This window comes from Bacillus sp. M6-12 (assembly GCF_002860285.1).
Taxonomy (GTDB): Bacteria; Bacillota; Bacilli; order Bacillales; family DSM-1321; genus Peribacillus.
Genome location: NZ_PGVF01000004.1, coordinates 37,231 through 57,846, shown reverse-complemented (window position 1 = coordinate 57,846; position 20,616 = coordinate 37,231). Strand labels below are relative to the sequence as shown.

The 20,616-nt window shown below is 43.9% G+C and carries 16 protein-coding genes; 14 read left to right on the top strand and 2 right to left on the bottom strand.

All coding sequences use genetic code 11. From position 1 onward, the window contains the following. The first annotated feature begins 339 nt into the window (after nt 1-339). The 4 genes from speE (at nt 340) to argS (ending at nt 4,783) form a co-directional block, all read left to right on the top strand. A complete protein-coding gene (speE, locus tag CVD28_RS06820; protein WP_101591625.1) occupies nt 340-1,167 on the top strand; it encodes a spermidine synthase in 828 nt (275 codons plus the stop codon). A gap of 404 nt (nt 1,168-1,571) precedes the next feature. After that, complete coding sequence (speB, locus tag CVD28_RS06815; protein WP_101591624.1) at nt 1,572-2,453, top strand: agmatinase; 882 nt, start codon at nt 1,572-1,574, stop codon at nt 2,451-2,453. A gap of 215 nt (nt 2,454-2,668) precedes the next feature. Beyond that, on the top strand, nt 2,669-3,109 hold the full coding sequence (locus CVD28_RS06810; protein WP_180954020.1) for a DUF1934 domain-containing protein: 441 nt from the start codon (nt 2,669-2,671) through the stop codon (nt 3,107-3,109). 3 nt (nt 3,110-3,112) lie between these two features. After that, nucleotides 3,113-4,783, top strand: a complete 1,671-nt coding sequence (gene argS / locus CVD28_RS06805; RefSeq protein ID WP_101591622.1) for an arginine--tRNA ligase — start codon at nt 3,113-3,115, stop codon at nt 4,781-4,783. Between the two features lie 664 nt (nt 4,784-5,447). On the opposite strand, the gene uvsE is transcribed toward argS, so the two are convergent. Together uvsE and cls are read right to left on the bottom strand one after the other, a co-directional pair. Then, on the bottom strand, nt 5,448-6,404 hold the full coding sequence (gene uvsE / locus CVD28_RS06800; RefSeq protein WP_101591621.1) for a UV DNA damage repair endonuclease UvsE: 957 nt from the start codon (nt 6,402-6,404) through the stop codon (nt 5,448-5,450). A gap of 16 nt (nt 6,405-6,420) precedes the next feature. Continuing rightward, nucleotides 6,421-7,626: a cardiolipin synthase gene (cls, locus tag CVD28_RS06795; RefSeq protein ID WP_101591620.1), complete on the bottom strand. Its 1,206-nt coding sequence runs from the start codon at nt 7,624-7,626 to the stop codon at nt 6,421-6,423. 219 nt (nt 7,627-7,845) lie between these two features. Between cls and CVD28_RS06790 the strand changes: the two genes are divergently transcribed. From CVD28_RS06790 to rpoE, 10 genes are all read left to right on the top strand, one after another. Beyond that, nucleotides 7,846-9,957: a heterodisulfide reductase-related iron-sulfur binding cluster gene (locus tag CVD28_RS06790; RefSeq protein WP_101591619.1), complete on the top strand. Its 2,112-nt coding sequence runs from the start codon at nt 7,846-7,848 to the stop codon at nt 9,955-9,957. Nucleotides 9,958-10,271: 314 nt separating this feature from the next. Beyond that, on the top strand, nt 10,272-11,462 hold the full coding sequence (locus tag CVD28_RS06785; protein WP_101591618.1) for an acetyl-CoA C-acetyltransferase: 1,191 nt from the start codon (nt 10,272-10,274) through the stop codon (nt 11,460-11,462). Between the two features lie 55 nt (nt 11,463-11,517). After that, complete coding sequence (locus tag CVD28_RS06780; protein ID WP_101591617.1) at nt 11,518-12,369, top strand: 3-hydroxybutyryl-CoA dehydrogenase; 852 nt, start codon at nt 11,518-11,520, stop codon at nt 12,367-12,369. Beyond that, nucleotides 12,356-12,529 (top strand): hypothetical protein, encoded by a 174-nt coding sequence (locus CVD28_RS27945; RefSeq protein WP_180954018.1) that lies wholly within the window; start codon nt 12,356-12,358, stop codon nt 12,527-12,529. The genes CVD28_RS06780 and CVD28_RS27945 overlap by 14 nt, the downstream gene beginning before the upstream one ends. Next, complete coding sequence (locus CVD28_RS06775; protein ID WP_101591616.1) at nt 12,513-13,643, top strand: acyl-CoA dehydrogenase; 1,131 nt, start codon at nt 12,513-12,515, stop codon at nt 13,641-13,643. The genes CVD28_RS27945 and CVD28_RS06775 overlap by 17 nt, the downstream gene beginning before the upstream one ends. A 26-nt stretch (nt 13,644-13,669) precedes the next feature. After that, a complete protein-coding gene (locus CVD28_RS06770; RefSeq protein WP_101591615.1) occupies nt 13,670-14,812 on the top strand; it encodes an acyl-CoA dehydrogenase in 1,143 nt (380 codons plus the stop codon). Between the two features lie 447 nt (nt 14,813-15,259). Continuing rightward, nucleotides 15,260-15,907, top strand: coding sequence for a TetR/AcrR family transcriptional regulator (locus CVD28_RS06765; RefSeq protein ID WP_101591614.1), 648 nt, complete (start codon nt 15,260-15,262; stop codon nt 15,905-15,907). Nucleotides 15,908-15,919: 12 nt separating this feature from the next. Beyond that, nucleotides 15,920-19,186: a fused isobutyryl-CoA mutase/GTPase IcmF gene (gene icmF / locus CVD28_RS06760; protein ID WP_101591613.1), complete on the top strand. Its 3,267-nt coding sequence runs from the start codon at nt 15,920-15,922 to the stop codon at nt 19,184-19,186. Between the two features lie 358 nt (nt 19,187-19,544). Then, nucleotides 19,545-19,706, top strand: a complete 162-nt coding sequence (locus tag CVD28_RS27940; RefSeq protein ID WP_180954017.1) for a hypothetical protein — start codon at nt 19,545-19,547, stop codon at nt 19,704-19,706. A 200-nt stretch (nt 19,707-19,906) separates the two neighbouring features. Continuing rightward, nucleotides 19,907-20,491 carry a DNA-directed RNA polymerase subunit delta gene (gene rpoE, locus CVD28_RS06755; RefSeq protein WP_101591612.1) on the top strand — a complete coding sequence of 195 codons (585 nt, stop codon included), beginning with the start codon at nt 19,907-19,909 and terminating at the stop codon, nt 20,489-20,491. The last annotated feature ends 125 nt before the right edge of the window (nt 20,492-20,616 follow it).

Sequence of the window (20,616 nt, the reverse complement as noted above, 5' to 3'; positions counted from 1 at the left end):
TGCAATTTTGCTAGATTGTTCTATACTTTTCTCTAGCAATGAACTCGGCAACCACCGAGTTTTTTCTTATGCGGATTAGGGTAGTTACCCTGACTTGAACGAATCCAGCTGCAGCCCCCTGATTACAACCGAGAACCGTTACAAAAAATCAGTACCAACGTGAACGTTCCTTTTGATAGGGCATTTGCATTTCTGGGTTTGTAATTTCTTTGTTGGGGAACTTTAATAATGACTCGGTATTAAAGCAAGGTTTCCTGTATTTGTCTGGAAACTATTGATGAACCTTGCTTTTGAAAGCGATAACTTCATTTAATTTGGAAAAAGGAAGGAAGAGATACAATGGGAATTTGGTTTACTGAAAAACAAACAGAGAATTTTGGCATAACGATGAAGGTGAATCGTACTTTACATACAGAACAAACAGACTTTCAAAAGCTTGATATGATCGAAACGGCAGAATGGGGCAATATGCTTCTTCTTGACGATATGGTTATGACATCAGTTAAAGATGAATTTGTATACCATGAAATGGTGGCACATGTGCCGTTGTTTACTCACCCGAATCCTGAAAACGTCCTTGTTGTAGGCGGGGGGGATGGAGGAGTTATCCGTGAAGTCCTAAAGCATCCAAGCGTAAAAAAAGCAACCCTAGTTGACATTGATGGCAAGGTTATTGAGTATTCCAAGAAATACCTTCCTGAGATTGCAGGAATGCTAGATGATCCGCGTGTTGATGTTCAGGTTGATGACGGATTCATGCATATTGCAAAAAGCGAAAATGAATACGATGTTATTATGGTTGATTCCACGGAGCCAGTCGGGCCTGCGGTAAATTTATTCACAAAAGGGTTTTATGCTGGAATTGCAAAAGCGCTTAAAGAAGACGGAATTTTTGTAGCTCAAACAGACAACCCTTGGTTTAAAGCTGACCTGATTACTGAGGTTCAAAGAGATGTTAAGGAAATCTTCCCGATCACAAGCCTTTACGTTGCGAACATCCCAACTTATCCAAGCGGATTGTGGACATTCACAATCGGTTCCAAAAAGCACGACCCTCTGCAAGTGAGCGAAGAGCGGTTCCATGAGATCGAAACAAAGTATTATACAAAAGAACTTCATAAAGCAGCTTTTGTATTGCCTAAGTTTGTCCAAGATTTGATTAAGTAATTATAGTAACTATATCCTTGCCGGAGGCCCACAGGACAAGGAAGCCTTCGCTGCGATGCATCGCACGACACAAAGCGTTGCTTTGTGAGGATGTGGGTCAAAACGGCCTTGCCACAGGACAAGGAAAGCTTCAGCAGCGATTCATCGCACGAAACAAAGCGACAGCTTTGTGAGGACGCGACTTTACCTTTGTGATAGGACAAGAAACTCTGCGCCAGCACATCGCACAAAACAAAGCGTGTAGCTTTGTGAGGATGTGCTGGCGTCGGCGTTTGGCACAGGACGGAGGTTGAAGAGGCCTTAGATTTCAGCCCTGCCAGTTACTAGCCGATGTTCCTTTTGTCTGCCGGCAAGGTTTTCTATGGTTTTCAAAAGCAATTTTAAATAAGAAAGAGGGATTCTCTATGCGTTTTGATGAAGCCTATTCAGGAAATGTTTTTATAAAAAGCCACCCGAATTTTGAAGAAGCAGAGGCAGTCATTTATGGAATGCCGATGGACTGGACAGTCAGCTACCGTCCGGGCTCACGGTTCGGGCCTGCCAGAATTCGTGAGGTATCAATCGGATTAGAGGAATATAGCGCCTATTTAGACCGTGAACTGGAAGAAGTAAAGTATTTTGATGCAGGGGACATCCCGCTTCCATTTGGCAATCCGCAGCGAAGCCTTGATATTATCGAAGATTTTATTGATACGCTTCTTGCTGAAGATAAGTTTCCGCTTGGCATGGGGGGAGAGCACTTAGTTTCCTGGCCGGTCATGAAGGCAGTTGCCAAGAAATATCCTGATTTGGCAATCATCCATATGGATGCCCATACAGACCTTCGTGAGGAATATGAAGGGGAGCCGCTTTCCCATTCCACGCCAATCCGTAAAATTGCCGAGCATATTGGGCCGCATAATGTCTATTCATTTGGAATCCGTTCAGGGATGAAGGAAGAATTCCAGTGGGCCAAGGAAAACGGAATGCACATCTCTAAATTCGAAGTGCTTGAGCCATTAAAGGAAATCCTGCCAACATTAGCGGGCCGTCCGGTTTATGTAACAATTGATATTGATGTTCTTGACCCGGCACACGCTCCTGGAACAGGAACAGTAGATGCAGGCGGCATCACTTCCAAAGAGCTTTTGGCGTCGATTCATGCCATTGCAAAATCAGACATTAAAGTGGTGGGCTGCGACTTGGTGGAAGTAGCTCCAATTTACGACGTATCAGAACAAACAGCAAATACAGCCAGCAAGCTTATCCGTGAAATGATACTTGGCTGGGTTCAAAAGCGAAAATAATAATTAATTGGCAGTCCGGATATATTTCCGGGCTGTTTTTTAATAACTAAATTCTGGCTTATGCAGTCCTGTCGATGTATGAAATATGGAAAAGAAGCTGCCTGTTCACCATTTTTATTGAACATTTGTTTTTTCTTAGAGGATAAGTTGAAACTTATGTAAAGAATAATTATACTTATTAAGTTATAGGGCAATAAATTATGGGAGCGGTCACGATGTCTCTTAATGGTACAGACAAGAAAAATGTCGCCATTACACTAAAAACAGCGATACATAACGGCGGAGAAACCGAGACATATGAACTGGTCTTATCCGGCATCCAAATCTTTAAGAATGCAGCAGTATATCTGCAATTTGAAGAAGCTGGTGAAAACGGTGCTATCAAAACCATTATTAAATATACAGAAGATGAGGCACTGCTGATGAGAAGCGGCGCAGTTAAGATGCGGCAGGTGTTCAGACCTGGCGAACTAACAAATGGGCATTATGAAAGCATCTATGGAACCTTGCCAATGGTAACGAATACTCATGAAATGGCTCGTAAAATAAGCGGCCAGGACCATTCTGAAGAAATTATTTTTCGATATAACCTGGAAATGAACGGAGACAATCTTGGTCTTTACGAAATGTCGATAAAATACAGGGAGGAAGAATAAACGATGAACATAGTTGCTCAGGTACAAGAAAAGCTGAAACAGGAAATTAAAGCTGCCGTGCAAAAAGCAGGGCTGGCCGCTGAAGACCAGATTCCAAATGTAGTACTGGAAATTCCAAAGGAAAAGGCACACGGGGACTATTCCTCCAACATGGCCATGCAGCTGGCAAGGGTCGCCAAAAAGGCACCGCGCATGATTGCGGAAGCCATTATTGAAAACTTTGACCGTTCAAAGGCATCGATCGAAAAAATTGAAATTGCAGGACCGGGCTTTATTAATTTTTATATGGACAACGGGTATCTGACTAAACTGATTCCCACTATTTTAGAAGCGGGAGAACGTTACGGGGAGAGCGATTTTGGCAAGGGAGAAAGGATCCAGGTTGAGTTTGTTTCCGCAAACCCGACAGGCGACCTTCACCTTGGACATGCCCGTGGTGCTGCAGTAGGCGATTCGCTGTGCAATGTTCTTGCTAAAGCAGGATATAATGTATCCCGGGAATATTATATTAACGATGCAGGAAACCAGATCAACAATCTGGCTTCGTCCGTTGAAGCACGCTACTTCCAGGCGCTGGGTCTTGATAAAGAAATGCCGGAGGACGGTTATCATGGTGCGGACATCATCGGAATCGGTCAGGAACTGGCTAAGGAATATGGCGATAAGTTTGTCGATGTACCTAAGGATGAGCGGTTTGAGTTTTTCCGCGATTACGGCTTAAAGTATGAAATGGAAAAGCTGAAGAATGACCTGGAAAACTTCCGCGTCGGCTTTGATGTATGGTATTCAGAAACTTCTCTTTACAAGAACGGCAAAATAGATGAAGCCCTTTCCGTTTTAAAAGAAAGAGGCCATATTTATGAACAGGATGGAGCTACGTGGTTCAGGTCTACAGAGCTTGGCGACGATAAAGACCGCGTATTAATCAAGCAGGATGGATCTTATACGTATTTGCTTCCTGATATCGCTTATCACCGTGATAAGCTTCAGCGCGGCTTTGAAAAGCTGATTAATATTTGGGGTGCTGACCACCATGGCTATATCCCGAGGTTGAAAGCGGCCATTGAAGCATTGGGCTATGGCCGTGAGCAGCTTGAAGTGGAAATCATCCAGCTTGTTCACCTGTATAAAGACGGCGAGAAAATGAAGATGAGCAAGCGTACAGGAAAAGCAGTAACAATGCGTGACTTGATCGATGAGGTCGGCCTCGATGCTGTCCGTTATTTCTTCGCCATGAGAAGTGCCGATACCCATATGGATTTCGATTTGGATCTTGCTGTTTCTCAATCTAACGAAAACCCGGTATATTATGCACAATATGCGCATGCACGTATCTCCAGCATTCTTCGTCAGGGGGATGAGCAGGAAGTTAGCTATGAGGGTGAAGTGGACTATTCACACATCTCTTCGGAAAAGGAAATTGAGCTGCTGAAGCGCCTTGGTGAATTCCCGCAGGCGATTGCCGAAGCAGCAGATAAGAGGATGCCTCACCGCATTGCCAATTATATCTTTGACCTGGCATCTGCATTCCACAGCTTTTACAATGCCGACAAAGTGCTTGATGCGGAGCATGTTGAAAGAAGCAAGGCTCGTTTATCTCTTGTAAAATCTGTTCAAATTACGCTGAAGAATGCTTTGAGTATAATCGGAGTATCCGCGCCAGAGAAGATGTAATGAAGAGACCGGTGTGGCCATGGCCATACCGGTCTTTTCAATGATTTTAGGCGATTTCCTGTGAAAAAAGCCGGAAATTTTTGAAAAACTGCCATGTTTTCAAATGAAATAAAATCATGGAGATTTATCAGACACTAATTCACTTTTTTCTTCTAAAGTTAATACTGTTATCATCAACTTTTTCGGCCTACTGAATAAATTTTGAGTATATATCAATTTTTCGACTTTTTTCTGGGAGAAAAAAGAGGGCCAAATTACTCCTCGGCAGTCTAAAGGGAGTACTTATCATACAACATTCGAAATTTATCGTACAACATCGGAATTTTATCTACCAACACTTCAAATTTTATCGTTCAACTTCTTAAATTTATCTATCAACATATGAAAAATACCGATTTCTCTACATATTTCGACATTATTCGGGACCGCCATGCAGGATTGCAGCTCAAATTTCCTCTTGACGGGCAGAAGTCCGTGAAGTGTTCCTGAATAACGTGGCTGTCTAAATCCTTAATTCGGTTTTCTCGGGGACAAACTGATTCTAGTTCCGTTATTTATGGGAAAGATCTATTTCCGAAATCCCTCCCGCGAAACGAGTCTTTCTTTTCACCCGCAAGCGTGAGTCCGGCCTCGCCCTGTCACCTGCCGGTTCATGCGGAGGGCTTTACTTCCATTCCACAGTTCCGCCATTCAATCGCTTCACTCCGCGTATTTTTGTCACGTCTTCAATAAGCTTTAGCATCGCTTTGTCCTTTGTTTTAGCTTCAATCATAAAATCGGTATCGAGCTGCAGTTCCTTGAGGAGGCGCAGCAGTGGCATGATAAAATCCAAATCGACAAAGTCTGCGTGGGAGCGGTATTCCTTATCTGATTTAGGAGAGGAAATATGGATCTTGGGTGGTATTCCTGTATGTGCCCAGGTTAAAGCAATGTCCGGCAGCAGCTGCTCTAACGGAATAGTGCTCGGATTGGCCATATGGTGGTGGTAGTCAAAAGCAAGGGGCACCTGCTCGTTCTGGCAAACCCGCAGTGTTTCTTCCGCTGTATATGTTTTATCATCATTTTCCAGGGTCATTTTCTGTTTAATATGGGCCGGCAGCTGTTTAATATTTTCATCAAACCGGCCAAGGGCAGCTAGTTTATCGCCGTAAGCTCCGCCGATATGAATATTCATGTAAGAATGGCTGTGTATTCCCATTGCTTCGAACATCCGATAATGATATTCCAAATCTTTTATAGCGTTTGCGGTAATATGGGGCTTATCGCTCGTAAACAGTGTGAACTGATTCGGATGGAAGCTGACCCGCATATTATGCCGCCTAATCCAGTCTCCGATTGCCTGCCACTCTTCCTTAAAGGGAGTGACAAAATCCCAAAGAAGCTCGGGGTGGGTAGCAAGGGGGACGATGGAACTGGACAGGCGGTAAACAGAGATTTCCTGCGCTGTATTATAGTATAGAGTCCGTAAAGTATTACGGAGGTTTTGGCGGGTTACCTCCAAGACTTTTTCAAAGCCTTGTTCGCTGCCCAGCTCCTTAAATCGTTTAAACGTAACCGTTCTCGCAGGAGAGGACTCCCAAAGTGAAGTTGCGGTCGAAACATAGCCATACCGGATAATCATGGAAGCCTCCTTCAGGTTATAAAAAGTTGGAAATCAATAGGGCGCACAACTCCTTAAACTTGCCATATAAGTCTGGATTGTCTAATAGCTCCTTTGAAATCGGAGTTGAACCAAGAATATCTTTGTCAAGCTCCTTCTTAAGCGCATGGATGCAGCTTTGGTCATACACATAGCAATTCATTTCATGATTCAGGAAGAGGCTTCTTTTATCAAAATTAGCCGTTCCGATATCGCAAACTTTATCATCAATTAAAATAATTTTCGAATGATAGAAACCGTGCTGAAACTGCAGAATATTGGCTCCGTGTTTCAGCAGCTTGCGGAAAAAAGGAAAGGAGGCTTCCTGCACAAGGGCGTGGTCGGCTATCTGCGGTACAATAATAGTAATCTCAACGTTCCTGCCAAGTGCATCAACCAGCGCAGACATTAGCCTGTCGCTTGGGATGAAGTAGGGAGTGCCAATCACAATTTTCTTTTCGGACATTCTGATTAGTCTTTGATAATTATCCTCCAGTCCAATGCCCTCGGTCGACATGAATTGATGCTGGCACTTTCCGATACGCTCTTCAGTCCAGTGAAAGCTGGAGTCAGATCGTAAATCTTCTCCAGTGGCATTTAGCCAATCCTGAAGAAATTCAGCCTGCAAATCTTTTACACCCTCGCCTGTCATCTTTAGGTGATAATCACGCCATGGACTTAGTTTGGTATCTGCTCCGATGTACTCGTCACCAATATTGAAACCGCCCAGGTAACCCAACCGGCCGTCAATTATACAGATTTTTTTATGGTTCCGTACTTGAGAGGAATAAAAGAGGTAGGGAAACCTTGGAACCTGGCAAAAAGAAAAATGTACCCCTGCGTCCCTTAAGTCCTTGATTATGCGCGGGTTTATCGTGTGGCTCCCAACCCAGTCTAGCAAAAGCCTGACCTGCACTCCTTCTTCTGCCTTTGCTTTTAATAATGAAAAGAACTGATGGCCAATAGAATCTTCTCTTACAATGTAAAAAATTAAATGAATGTGCTTCTTAGCCTGGAGGATCTCCTCGAATAAATCGGAAAAAAGCTTATTCCCTTCAGTAAAAAAAGTAAAGTCGGCGTGCCTAATCGGATAATCTTTTCTTTTGTATTTCTGTTCATGCATTTTCTTGCCGTGCAAAAAGTCAATACGCAGCCAGAGAGCGGCCAGAGCCAATGCCATTATGATGATAAAAACAATTGCCATCTAACCCCCTCCTCCGTTTATAATGATAATAATAGCGTTTCTCATTTTTGGCTTATTCATCCATATTAATAAGAGTTCCCGGAACAGAATCACTGAGAAAAAATGGTTGACTGAATGCTCATTCATTTTTATAATAAGGATAAATAATCCCGTTTGTCAGAAAAGTAGAACTGTTTTAATTTTTATACTAACTAAGGATCGGGAAAGGAGCAGGGAAGTATGAATCCGCTATTATGGATCAATCTTATTGCGTTTCTAATTGTAACCGCTTACGCTGCCAGCTTGTTTGTCTATTTGATCAGAACAAGGATGGAATACATTAAGCTTGGTAAAAAAGTGGAGTTTGATAACCGTGTTAAGGAAAGGCTCGACAAGGTTTGGGTAAATGTCTTTGGCCAGAAAAAGCTTCTCAAGGATAAGAAGAGCGGGGCAATCCACGTCATGTTTTTCTATGGTTTTATCCTCGTTCAGCTTGGAGCTATTGATTTTATCATTAAAGGAATTAAGCCTGGTGCGCACCTGCCTCTAGGGCCTTTATATCCGGCGTTTACATTCTTTCAGGAAATTGTAACCCTGGTTATTCTGGTTGCAGTTGTCTGGGCATTCTATCGCCGCTATGTTGAAAAGCTTGTCCGGTTAAAGCGCGGCTTTAAATCAGGTATCGTATTATTGCTGATCGGCGGGTTAATGCTTTCCGTTCTTTTAGGAAATGGAGCAGGCATGGTATGGCATGATCATGCAGGGGCATGGTCAGAGCCTGTAGCGTCCAGTATTGCAGCCGCCTTAGGCTGGATGGGTGAAACGGCAGCCATCGCAGTTTTCTACGTTTCATGGTGGATACACTTGCTGTTCTTGCTGACTTTCCTTGTATATATTCCGCAATCTAAGCATGCCCACTTAATTGCCGGGCCTGCAAATGTTTACTTTAGCCGCCTTGATAATCCGGGCAAACTGAAAAAGATCGACTTCGAGGATGAGTCCCAGGAATCATTCGGTGCCGGTAAAATTGAAGATTTCAATCAGTATCAGCTCATTGACCTCTATGCTTGCGTAGAGTGCGGGCGCTGTACAAATATGTGCCCTGCAACAGGGACAGGAAAAATGCTTTCTCCTATGGATATCATATTGAAGATGCGTGATCACCTGACGAACAAGGGTGCAGCTATTACGGCGAAACAGCCATGGGTACCGACATATGTCTTCTCCAACACACAAGGCAATCAGCTTGCGCTGGCTGGAGCTTCCCAGGGGGCCCAGGAATCAGCTGCCGCTTTGGACTACAGTCCAAGCCTGATCGGCGAAGTTATTACGGAAGAAGAACTTTGGGCTTGTACGACGTGCCGGAACTGTGAAGACCAGTGCCCGGTTATGAATGAGCACGTGGATAAAATTATTGATATGCGCCGTTATCTTGTGCTTACGGAAGGAAAAATGAATGCCGACGCACAGCGTGCGATGCAGAATATTGAACGGCAGGGCAATCCTTGGGGCCTTAACCGCAAGGAAAAGGAAAACTGGAGGGAACTCAGGGATGATGTTCATATTCCTACAGTGAAGGAGCTTAGTAAGGCCGGCGAGGAATTTGAATATTTGTTCTGGGTTGGCTCAATGGGGTCTTATGACAATCGAAGCCAAAAGATTGCTCTTTCATTTGCCAAGTTAATGAATGAGGCCGGCGTTAAGTTTGCGATCCTGGGCAATAAGGAAAAGAACTCCGGGGATACACCTCGCCGTTTAGGAAATGAGTTCATTTTCCAGGAACTTGCCACCAAGAACATTGAGGAATTTGAAAAGAATGAAGTAAAGAAAATCGTTACAATCGACCCTCATGCCTACAACATCTTTAAAAATGAGTATCCTGATTTCGGCTTGCAGGCTGAGGTATATCACCATACAGAATTGCTTGCCAAGCTTGTAAAAGAAGGAAAACTTGTTCCAAAGCATGCGGTTAACGAAACGATTACCTTCCATGACTCCTGCTACTTGGGACGATACAACGAAGTGTATGATGCACCTCGTGACATCTTAAAAGCTATTCCTGGAGTCAAGCTGATAGAGATGGAACGAAACCGCGAAACAGGTATGTGCTGCGGTGCTGGCGGCGGATTAATGTGGATGGAAGAAGAAACTGGCCATCGCATTAACGTGGCCCGTACTGAACAGGCCCTTGCTGTGAATCCTTCGGTCATTAGCTCAGGCTGCCCGTACTGTCTAACAATGATCACGGACGGCACGAAAGCTAAAGAAGTAGAAGAAGATGTAAAAACTTATGATGTAGCCGAGCTTCTGGAGAAATCCTTAATCGGTGAGAAAGAAATGTTAGTTTCCTAATAAACGAAAAAAATTACAACTATGCCTGCTCCTAAACTCGAACATGATTCTGGATGCAGGCATTTTTTTATCTAAATCTTTAAAAAATGTGAATATGAAATACTTTTGGAATTTAATCACAAATTGTTTAACATTTTCATAAAAATTGGTACTATATAAGAGTGAATAAAGCGCTTACATAATCTTGGGCGGAATTAAAAACACAATTTTTAAGCTCGGACTGGTTCCGGGCTTTTGTCCCAAACCAAGGTGAACGAGCGTTCAGTCAGTCTGATTGCCAATAATAATATAAAGAATAAAAGAGGAGGAGAATTATGGGGAAAACAGTAATTATAAGCGGAGTGAGAACACCTTTTGGAAAGTTTGGCGGGGGTCTAAGCAGTCTAACAGCTTCGCAGCTAGGCGGTATCGCCATTAAGGAAGCGCTCAGCCGTGCAGGAATCGAGCCAAATCAGGTTGATGAGGTAATCATGGGAAATGTTCTTCAGGCTGGACAGGGGCAAATCCCTTCAAGGCAGGCTTCAAGGCACGCTGGCATTCCGTGGGAGGTAAAGACGGAAACGATCAACAAAGTCTGTGCTTCCGGTCTTCGCAGTGTAACCCTGGCTGACCAGATCATTCGCTCAGGTGATGAAGAAGTTATTGTAGCAGGTGGAATGGAATCAATGAGCAACTCCCCGTATTTTGTGCCTAAAGCAAGGTGGGGTTTGCGCATGGGAGATGCCCAAATGAAAGACCTGATGATCCATGACGGATTGAGCTGCAGCTTCACAGGTGTCCATATGGGTACTTATGGAAACAGCACAGCGGAAGACCTTGAGCTTTCGCGTGAGGAACAGGATCAATGGTCCTTTAATAGCCATCAGAAGGCTATCGCAGCAATAGAAGCAGGGGTATTGGCGGAAGAAATCGTACCCGTAACTGTTCCTGTCCGAAAAGGAGAGCCGGTTACGGTGGCAAACGACGAGGCACCAAGAAAAGACACCTCTATTGAAAAGCTTGCTAAGCTCGGTCCAGCCTTTGGTAACGAAGGGACTATTACAGCCGGGAATGCGCCAGGAGTTAACGATGGAGCAGGAGCACTTGTTCTGATGAGTGAAGAAAGGGCCGCAAAGGAAGGGAAGACACCTTTTGCCTATATTCTTGGCCATGCAGAGGTCGCAGTGGAAGCAAAGGATTTTCCAAAAACTCCTGGACTTGTAATCAATGAAATTTTGAAAAAGACTGGAAAATCGCTTGAGGAAATAGATTTATTTGAAATCAACGAAGCGTTCGCCGCTGTCGCTCTTGCAAGCGGAAAGATTGCAAACGTGAACCCTGATAAAGTCAATGTCAATGGGGGAGCGGTTGCGCTAGGACACCCAATCGGCGCAAGCGGGGCAAGAATCATCATCACTCTCATGCATGAACTAAAGCGCCGAGGCGGAGGTTTGGGAATTGCAGCCATCTGCAGCGGCGGCGGCCAGGGCGACGCAATCCTGATTGAAGTGCCTAAACAGGCGTAATTAAAGCTAAATTCGAAGATTTATGACGGTATTTGATTTTTTTAGGGGTGTGTCAATGGAAATCAAAAAGGTGATGGTCATCGGTGCTGGGCAGATGGGTTCGGGAATTGCGCAGGTTTGTGCAATGAGCGGCTATGATGTTGTGCTGCATGATCTTAAACAAGAGTTTGTCGACCGGGGGTTAGGGATTATTAATAAAAACCTGTCCCGCCAGGTGGATAAAGGAAAAATGAGTGAAGAGGATAAAAACAGCGCATTGGAAAGACTGCAGCCTTCGATAGACTTGGAAACTGCCGCTAATATGGACCTTGTAATCGAAGCAGCCATTGAAAATATGGAAATCAAGACAAGGCTATTTGCGCAGCTGGATGGAATCGCTCCTCCGCATGCGATTTTGGCATCCAATACATCTTCGCTTCCCATTACAGAGATTGCGGCAGCGACAAAGAGACCGGAAAAAGTTATCGGAATGCATTTTATGAATCCCGTGCCTGTCATGAAGCTGGTGGAAATCATTCGCGGGCTGGCAACAGCAGATGAAGTGTATACCGCGATTGAAGAAATGTCCAAATCTCTGAATAAGGTTCCGGTTGAAGTAAACGATTTCCCTGGCTTTGTTTCCAATCGGATTTTGATGCCAATGATCAACGAAGCGGTTTACACGCTTTATGAAGGAGTTGCATCCAAGGAAGCGATCGATGAAGTGATGAAGCTCGGCATGAACCATCCAATGGGGCCGCTGGCACTAGCAGATTTTATCGGGCTGGATACATGCCTGTATATCATGGAAACATTGCATGAGGGCTTTGGTGATGACAAATACCGGCCTTGTCCGCTGCTCAGAAAATATGTGAAAGCTGGCTGGCTTGGAAAGAAATCAGGCCGCGGCTTTTATGAATACAGCTAAGGTTGTCGCTGCTACTGGTGACAATGAAAGTTGTTGGATTTTGAGACAGCAAAAGGCTGTCAAGGCTTTTGGTGACAATACAAGGTTCTCATTGCGTGATAACAGCCATGGGAATCTATTCGGCATCCTGGAGGCATTATTCTATGAATCTACTGTTTAATGAAGAACAAAATATGATGCGGAAAATGGTCCGCGATTTTGCCCGAAGTGAAATTGCCCCCTTTATCGAAAAAATGGAAGAGGGAATTTTCCCCACCGCCATCCTCAAGAAGATGGGCGAACTGGGATTGATGGGAATTCCGGTTCCTGAACAATATGGCGGTTCAGAAATGGATTATATGTCATATATCATTGCGATACATGAAATTTCCAAGGTCAGCCCGACCATAGGCGTTATCCTTTCTGTCCATACATCGGTCGGAACCAATCCAATTCTATATTTCGGAACCGGGGAGCAAAAGCAAAAATATGTGCCAAAGCTTGCTTCAGGTGAATACTTAGGGGCTTTTTGCCTGACTGAGACCAGCGCCGGATCTGATGCCGGAGGCCTTAAATCTCGAGCTGTTAAAGAAGGGGACTTTTACCGGATTAACGGTTCAAAGGTGTTTATAACGAACGGAGGCGAAGCAGATGTTTACATCGTATTTGCTTCAACAAATCCGGATGCTGGAAGTAAAGGTATTTCTGCTTTTATCGTGGAAAAGGGAACTCCTGGCCTGGTGTTTGGGAAAGATGAGCATAAAATGGGGCTGCTCGGATCAAGGACGCTCCAGCTTACCTTTGAAGATATGATGGTCCCTTCTGAAAATTTGCTGGGCGGGGAAGGGGACGGCTTTAAAGTCGCCATGGCAAATCTGAATGCCGGAAGAATCGGCATTGCGGCCCAATCACTCGGAATCGCTGAAGGAGCATATGAACACGCGGTCCAATATGCAAAGGAACGCAGGCAATTTGGAAAACCGATCGCATCTCAGCAGGGAATCGGTTTTAAACTCGCTGATATGGCAACTGCCATTGAAGCTTCAAGGCTATTAGTTTATCAGGCCGCTTATCTGCGCTCGCAAGGAATAGATTGTAAAAAAGAAGCATCTATGGCTAAGTTGTTTGCCTCAAGGACCGCTGTTGAGGTGACCACAGAGGCAATTCAGGTGTTCGGGGGCTATGGCTATACGAAAGAATATCCGGTGGAACGGTATTTCCGCGATGCCAAGGTAACTGAAATCTATGAGGGAACAAGCGAAATTCAAAGAATCGTAATTAGCAAACAGCTTTAAACACACAAGAAACGAGGGATTCTGCCATGCAATTTAAATTATCGGAAGAGCATGAAATGATCAGAAAAATGGTTCGCGATTTTGCGAGAAATGAAGTAGCTCCGACAGCGGCTGAAAGAGATGAAGAAGAGCGATTCGACCGCGAAATTTTTGATAAAATGGCCGAGCTGGGCCTTACTGGTATTCCCTGGCCTGAAGAATATGGCGGCATTGGCAGTGACTATCTTGCCTATTGCATCGCAATTGAAGAGCTTTCCCGCGTTTGCGCATCTACAGGGGTAACTCTCTCGGCTCATACTTCTCTTGCAGGCTGGCCAATCTATAAGTTTGGATCAGAGGAGCAAAAGCAGAAATATCTTCGCCCAATGGCAGAAGGAAAAACAATTGGTGCATATGGACTTACAGAGCCGGGATCAGGCTCAGATGCAGGAGGAATGAGGACAACAGCTAAATTGGATGGCGACCATTATATTTTAAATGGTTCAAAAATTTTCATTACAAATGGCGGAATTGCTGATACTTATGTAGTGTTTGCCTTGACTGATCCTTCTTCCAAGCAAAAAGGAACAAGCGCCTTCATTATTGAAAAGGACTTTCCTGGCTTTAGCGTAGGGAAAAAAGAGAAAAAGCTTGGGATCCGGTCATCACCTACTACAGAAATTATTTTTGAAGACTGCAAGGTTCCAAAAGAAAATCTCTTGGGCAGTGAGGGAGAAGGCTTCAAGATTGCGATGATGACCCTTGACGGCGGGCGGAACGGCATCGCGGCACAAGCAGTCGGAATTGCGCAGGGAGCTCTTGATGCAGCCGTTGACTATGCAAAAGAACGAGTACAGTTCGGAAAACCGATTGCAGCACAGCAGGGGATCGGCTTTAAGCTTGCAGACATGGCAACAAGCGTGGAAGCTTCCAGGCTATTAACATATCAGGCAGCCTGGCTGGAGTCAGAAGGATTACCTTACGGAAAGGAATCAGCTATGTCAAAGCTTTTTGCAGGAGATACTGCAATGAAGGTTACAACAGAGGCTGTTCAAGTATTTGGCGGTTATGGATATACAAAGGATTATCCGGTAGAGCGGTATATGCGTGATGCGAAAATTACACAAATCTACGAGGGAACCCAGGAGATTCAGAAACTGGTGATTTCCAGAATGATCACAAAAGATTAAAGCGGCATCCTTTGCAGGCTTTATTAAGAAAGTATAACTGTTTTAAAAAATATGGATGTCTAGCTCCAGCGCCCAGTAACTTTTTTTCCGCAGGAAAATAAAGCCCCGACGCCCACGACGTGCTAGTGCCGACGTCGCTAAAGGATAAGGAATGCTTCGGCAGCGATACATCGCACGAATTAAAGCTGCAGCTTTGTGCAATGTGCTGGCGTCCACGTTTGGCACAGGACAAGGAACGCTTCAGCAGCGATTCAATCTCACGAAACAAAGCGACAGCTTTGTGAGGACGTGCCAGAACTTAGTCGACGTTCCTTTGTCAGGATGTGGGTCAGAACGGCGTTGCCACAGGACGAAGGCTGTAACATGGTTTAAGTTACAACACTGGCGATCTTGGCTGTTTTTCCTTTTCCCAGGGCGCTTGCGCTTTTCTTAAAAAGGCGGTGACGTATGAAAAAAAGAGAGATTCACGCATCTGTAAAAGATGAGAGGCTTGTTAAAAAGAGACGGAATCAAATGATTAAGGGTGCTGTCGCACTTTTTAAAGAAAAAGGCTTCCATCGTACGACCACCCGGGAAATCGCAAAGGCAGCGGGCTTCAGCATCGGTACGCTGTATGAATATATCCGTACAAAGGAAGATGTCTTATATCTGGTGTGCGACAGTATTTATGATGAAGTAAAGGACCGGCTTCAAAAGGATATCCCCATAAATGAAGGGACACTGGAAAGCCTAAAGCTTGCGGTTGCCTTTTACTTCAAAGTAATGGATGAGATGCAGGATGAAGTATTGGTCATGTATCAGGAATTGAAATCGTTAACAAAGGATGCATTGCCTTATGTGCTGAAGAAGGAGCTCGAAATGGTGTCCATGTTTGAGCATGTGATTAGCCGATGTGTAAATAACGGAGAACTCGATCTTTCTGAACCATATATTCGTCTGGCAGCCCATAACATTGTTGTTCAGGGCCAGATGTGGGGGTTCCGCAGATGGTCACTGCAAAAGCTCTACAAGCTGGAGGATTTTGTTGAGCTGCAGACTGAATTATTGATTAAAGGGCTTGCGATTGAAACAGTGGGCATGGCTACTTTGGAATAAGGGGGCACAGGAATGAGTACAGCCAAAGTGTATAAATTAAAAAACCATATTCGTTTTGTTACAGCATCGAGCCTGTTTGATGGCCATGATGCGTCCATTAATATTATGAGGCGTATCCTGCAGTCAAGCGGGGCCGAGGTTATCCATTTAGGGCATAACCGCTCTGTCGAAGAGGTTGTAAACGCTGCTATTCAGGAGGATGTTCAGGGAATTGCCATTTCTTCTTATCAGGGCGGACATATGGAATATTTTAAATATATGTATGATCTATTGAAGGAAAAGGGTGCCTCCCACATCCGTATTTATGGCGGTGGCGGAGGGGTTATTCTTCCCCGCGAAATAAAAGAGCTCCATGAGTATGGAATTGCCCGTATTTTCTCCCCGGAGGATGGAAGGGTTAATGGCCTTCAAGGAATGATAGACCTGATGATCGAGGAGTGTGATTTCTCCACAGTCCAGCCGGCGCTGCAGGAAAAGCTGGATGACCTTAAGGGAGGCAAGGCGGGAGTAGTTGCCCAATTCATTACTTTTGCCGAAAACCGGATAGATGCCTCAGCAGAATCTGCGGCTGCAGTTGAAACGCTCCTTGAACAAATTAAGACTCAGAAAAAAAAGGTACCGGTTGTTGGAATTACTGGAACAGGAGGCGCCGGAAAAAGCTCGTTAACGGATGAATTGATCCGCAGGTTCCTTAATGAAATTCCTGACAAGAAGCTGGCTGTACTGTCTGTCGATCCGACTAAGCAAAAGACGGGAGGTGCTTTGCTTGGAGACCGGATCCGGATGAATGCAATTTTCAATAATCGGGTTTATATGAGAAGCCTTGCTACCAGACTATCAAAAAGCGAACTCTCATTAGCCATAAAGGATGCCATTTCAGTTGTAAAAGCGGCAGATTATGATTTAATAATTGTCGAAACAAGCGGAATCGGCCAGGGAGATGCCGAGATTACCGAAATTTGTGATATCAGCATGTATGTCATGACAAGTGAGTTCGGAGCTCCATCCCAGCTTGAAAAAATTGATATGATTGATTTTGCGGATTTAATCGTTATTAACAAATTTGAACGTAAAGGTTCCGAGGATGCATTGCGACAGGTTCAGAAACAGTACCAGCGTTCCCATATGCTTTTTGACCAGGATACGTCAGAAATGCCGGTATATGGAACCATTGCTTCTCAATTTAATGACCCTGGAACGAACGCAGTATTTGCTGCCTTGATTGAAAAAATTAATGGAAAAGCAAATACGGATTGGAAGACAGCTTTCTCCCGGGACGAGAAAGTGCAAAAGCAAAATGTAATTATTCCAACTGACCGTCGTTATTATATGAGAGAAATTGCTGATACGGTCCGAAATTATCATAAGAATGCAGAAGAACAGGTTAAGCTGGCCCGCAGGCTGTTCCAGCTTGATGGAGCAATCGCAGCAGTCAAGGAACAAGGGGAAATTGAACAAGTTCTAACTCCGCTCCAGAGCTTAAGGAATGAAACAGAAGCAAAGCTATCTGAGGAATCAAGAAAAATCCTCGCTGGCTGGGATGAGTTTAAAGCAAAATACTCCGGAGACCGTTTTATTACAAAAATCCGTGATAAAGAACTTATCACTGAATTGAAAACAAAAAGTTTATCAGGGCTTGATATACCGAAAATTTCATTGCCTAAATATGCTGATTACGGTGAAATTTTGCGCTGGGTTTACCGCGAAAACGTTCCGGGACATTTCCCGTATACAGCTGGTGTATTCCCGTTCAAACGGGAAGGGGAAGATCCAAAGCGCCAATTTGCCGGAGAGGGCTCGCCAGACCGCACAAACAGGCGATTCCATTACCTGTCCAAGGACGATAATGCCAAGCGGTTAAGTACGGCGTTTGACTCCGTTACCCTTTATGGTGAGGATCCGGATTACCGTCCTGACATTTATGGTAAAGTCGGTGAAAGCGGCGTCAGCATTTGTACGCTGGAGGATATGAAAAAGCTTTATGCCGGCTTTGATCTTATTCATCCCTCTACTTCCGTTTCTATGACAATTAATGGTCCTGCGCCGATTATTTTAGCTATGTATATGAATACAGCAATTGACCAGCAGATTGAGAAAAAGGAAGCAGAACTGGGACGCATGCTGACTTCAGAGGAATTCGCTGAGGTTAGGGCCATCACCCTTCAGACGGTAAGAGGAACGGTCCAGGCTGACATTTTAAAAGAAGACCAGGGGCAGAATACCTGCATTTTCTCTACAGAATTTGCCCTGCGGATGATGGGGGACATCCAGGAATACTTTATTGAAAATAGAGTGCGAAACTATTATTCTGTTTCGATATCCGGCTATCATATCGCTGAAGCAGGAGCTAATCCAATTTCCCAGCTTGCTTTCACCCTCTCAAATGGATTCACCTATGTGGAATACTATTTGAGCAGAGGAATGAAAATTGATGATTTCGCTCCAAATCTATCCTTCTTCTTCTCGAACGGGCTTGACCCGGAATATACAGTGATCGGCCGCGTGGCTCGAAGAATTTGGGCAACTGTAATGAGAGAAAAATATGGAGCTAATGAGCGTAGCCAAAAACTTAAATACCATGTCCAGACATCAGGAAGATCACTGCATGCGCAGGAAATTGACTTCAATGACATCAGGACGACTCTGCAGGCTTTGATGGCTCTACAGGATAACTGTAATTCATTGCATACAAATGCGTATGACGAAGCAATCACAACCCCTACCGAGGAGTCTGTACGCCGGGCGATGGCGATCCAGATGATCATTACAAAAGAACTGGGTCTATCGAAAAATGAAAACCCGCTTCAAGGCTCTTTCATTGTCGAAGAATTAACAGATCTTGTGGAGGAAGCTGTGCTGCAGGAATTTGAACGTCTCGACGACCGCGGCGGCGTGCTGGGTGCCATGGAGACTCAATACCAGAGGGGTAAAATTCAGGATGAGTCAATGTACTATGAAATGAAAAAGCATACCGGAGAACTTCCTATTATTGGAGTTAACACATATTTAAATCCAAATCCGCCTTCGGAGGATGAAGTCAACAGCATGGAAATCGCCCGTGCTACAAAGGAAGAAAAGGAGCTTCAAATTGCCAACCTGCGTTCATTCCAGGAAAAAAATAAAGAACGCTGTGAAGAAGCGATCCGATCGTTAAAAGCAGCTGCTGTAAGCGGCGGCAATATTTTCGCAGAGCTGATGGAATGCGTAAAGTATGCCAGTCTCGGCCAGATCACCCAGGCATTATATGATGTGGGCGGCCAGTACAGAAGAAATATGTAATAAATAAAGATGTTTGCTGTCTGGTCTCAAGTGAGTGAAACTGTTCTCGTGACTTAAATAGAAAGGGCTGTTCCCAAGAACATTTGGGAAGGCCCTTTTGTTTTCTAAGTTTGCTCTAGTAAATGGCAAACAGAGTTTACTCGGATAAACCGCAGCTCTTGTGAAATAATTAAAGCCAAAACAGAAGTTTTTCCTTATAATAAATGGATAAAGGGGTAATAATAAGTATTTAGACTGGTGTATACGGTCGGAATGATATTGATACAGCCATTCTGGTTTGGGTTAGCAGTCCGGTAATTGTTCAAAATGCAAATATCCCTTTTGCTAAAACTTCTAAGTGATTTCTGGAGATGGATAAATGATCAAAAGACGGATTTTACAAATTCTGTTTGGCGCCGCTGCACTTGTCTTGTTTTATGTGCTGTACCAGCATGCCTTAGGTGCGGTAGGATTTCTGCTGCTTTCCATTTTCTTTTTTGTTCTGGCATATAGCCAGAAGAAAAAAAGAAAAGATCAGTAAAACATATCAGAACCCTTATCGTTAAAAAAAGAAAAAGCTGTAAGGCACGCCAGATAGAACTGGCATAAACCCATTTATATTGTTTATAATGGGTAATATCGGCAAAACACCTGCAGTTATCGGCGATTCGTTTTTGCCGTGCTTTTTACATAGGCATTAACTTTTATAGAAGGTTTGAAAAAGGAAAGGAAGTGCAAGTATTGAGTTTACAAAATTTTTCTAAAGAACAGCTCATGGAAATGTCCATGATTGAAATTGCATACGAATTGCTTATAAATAAAAAACAGCCTTACTCTTTTAAAGAGTTAGTGGATGAAATCGCGTCCTTGCAGGATTTAACGCAAGAGGATATTAAAAGAAAGATTTCACAATTTTATACAGATTTAAATGTTGATGGCCGCTTTACTTCTCTTGGAGAAAATCGCTGGGGATTAAAAACCTGGTATCCAGTTGATCAAATTGAGGAAGAAGTTGTCCATGCAGTTAAACCGAAGAAGAAAAAGGCGAAGAAGGCTGCGGACGATGATCTTGATGACCTGGATGAAATCGAAGATGAAGACCTTGACTTCGACGATTTTGACGAGGAAGATGAAGACGACGAACTTCTTGATGACGTGGATGATGATCTGATTGATGATGCGGATGATGCAGACGCTGATGTCGAAGATGATGAGGACTTAGAAGATCTTATTGATGATGATGAAGAACTGCTGGATGACGATGAAGAAGATGACGAGGAAGAAGATGACGAGGAAGATCTTGAAGAAGACAAAGATGATCTTTAAACAACTTGACTTTTTAGTGCTTAATTTGTAGAATCATTTTTGGGCTCCTTTAAATAGGACACGTTATTTGAATTTTAACGCTCCCTTACATTTTTGTAAGTGGAGCGTTTTTATTTTTTGGATTT

Coding starts and splice junctions, on each gene's coding strand:
- CVD28_RS27945 (WP_180954018.1), top strand. CDS start 12,356: ATGAATACAGCTAAGGTTGTCGCTGCTACTGGTGACAATGAAAGTTGT.
- CVD28_RS06765 (WP_101591614.1), top strand. CDS start 15,260: ATGAAAAAAAGAGAGATTCACGCATCTGTAAAAGATGAGAGGCTTGTT.
- argS (WP_101591622.1), top strand. CDS start 3,113: ATGAACATAGTTGCTCAGGTACAAGAAAAGCTGAAACAGGAAATTAAA.
- CVD28_RS06775 (WP_101591616.1), top strand. CDS start 12,513: ATGAATCTACTGTTTAATGAAGAACAAAATATGATGCGGAAAATGGTC.
- CVD28_RS06785 (WP_101591618.1), top strand. CDS start 10,272: ATGGGGAAAACAGTAATTATAAGCGGAGTGAGAACACCTTTTGGAAAG.
- uvsE (WP_101591621.1), bottom strand. CDS start 6,404: ATGATTATCCGGTATGGCTATGTTTCGACCGCAACTTCACTTTGGGAG.
- CVD28_RS06790 (WP_101591619.1), top strand. CDS start 7,846: ATGAATCCGCTATTATGGATCAATCTTATTGCGTTTCTAATTGTAACC.
- cls (WP_101591620.1), bottom strand. CDS start 7,626: ATGGCAATTGTTTTTATCATCATAATGGCATTGGCTCTGGCCGCTCTC.
- CVD28_RS06810 (WP_180954020.1), top strand. CDS start 2,669: ATGTCTCTTAATGGTACAGACAAGAAAAATGTCGCCATTACACTAAAA.
- speB (WP_101591624.1), top strand. CDS start 1,572: ATGCGTTTTGATGAAGCCTATTCAGGAAATGTTTTTATAAAAAGCCAC.
- CVD28_RS06780 (WP_101591617.1), top strand. CDS start 11,518: ATGGAAATCAAAAAGGTGATGGTCATCGGTGCTGGGCAGATGGGTTCG.
- CVD28_RS06770 (WP_101591615.1), top strand. CDS start 13,670: ATGCAATTTAAATTATCGGAAGAGCATGAAATGATCAGAAAAATGGTT.
- CVD28_RS27940 (WP_180954017.1), top strand. CDS start 19,545: ATGATCAAAAGACGGATTTTACAAATTCTGTTTGGCGCCGCTGCACTT.
- icmF (WP_101591613.1), top strand. CDS start 15,920: ATGAGTACAGCCAAAGTGTATAAATTAAAAAACCATATTCGTTTTGTT.
- speE (WP_101591625.1), top strand. CDS start 340: ATGGGAATTTGGTTTACTGAAAAACAAACAGAGAATTTTGGCATAACG.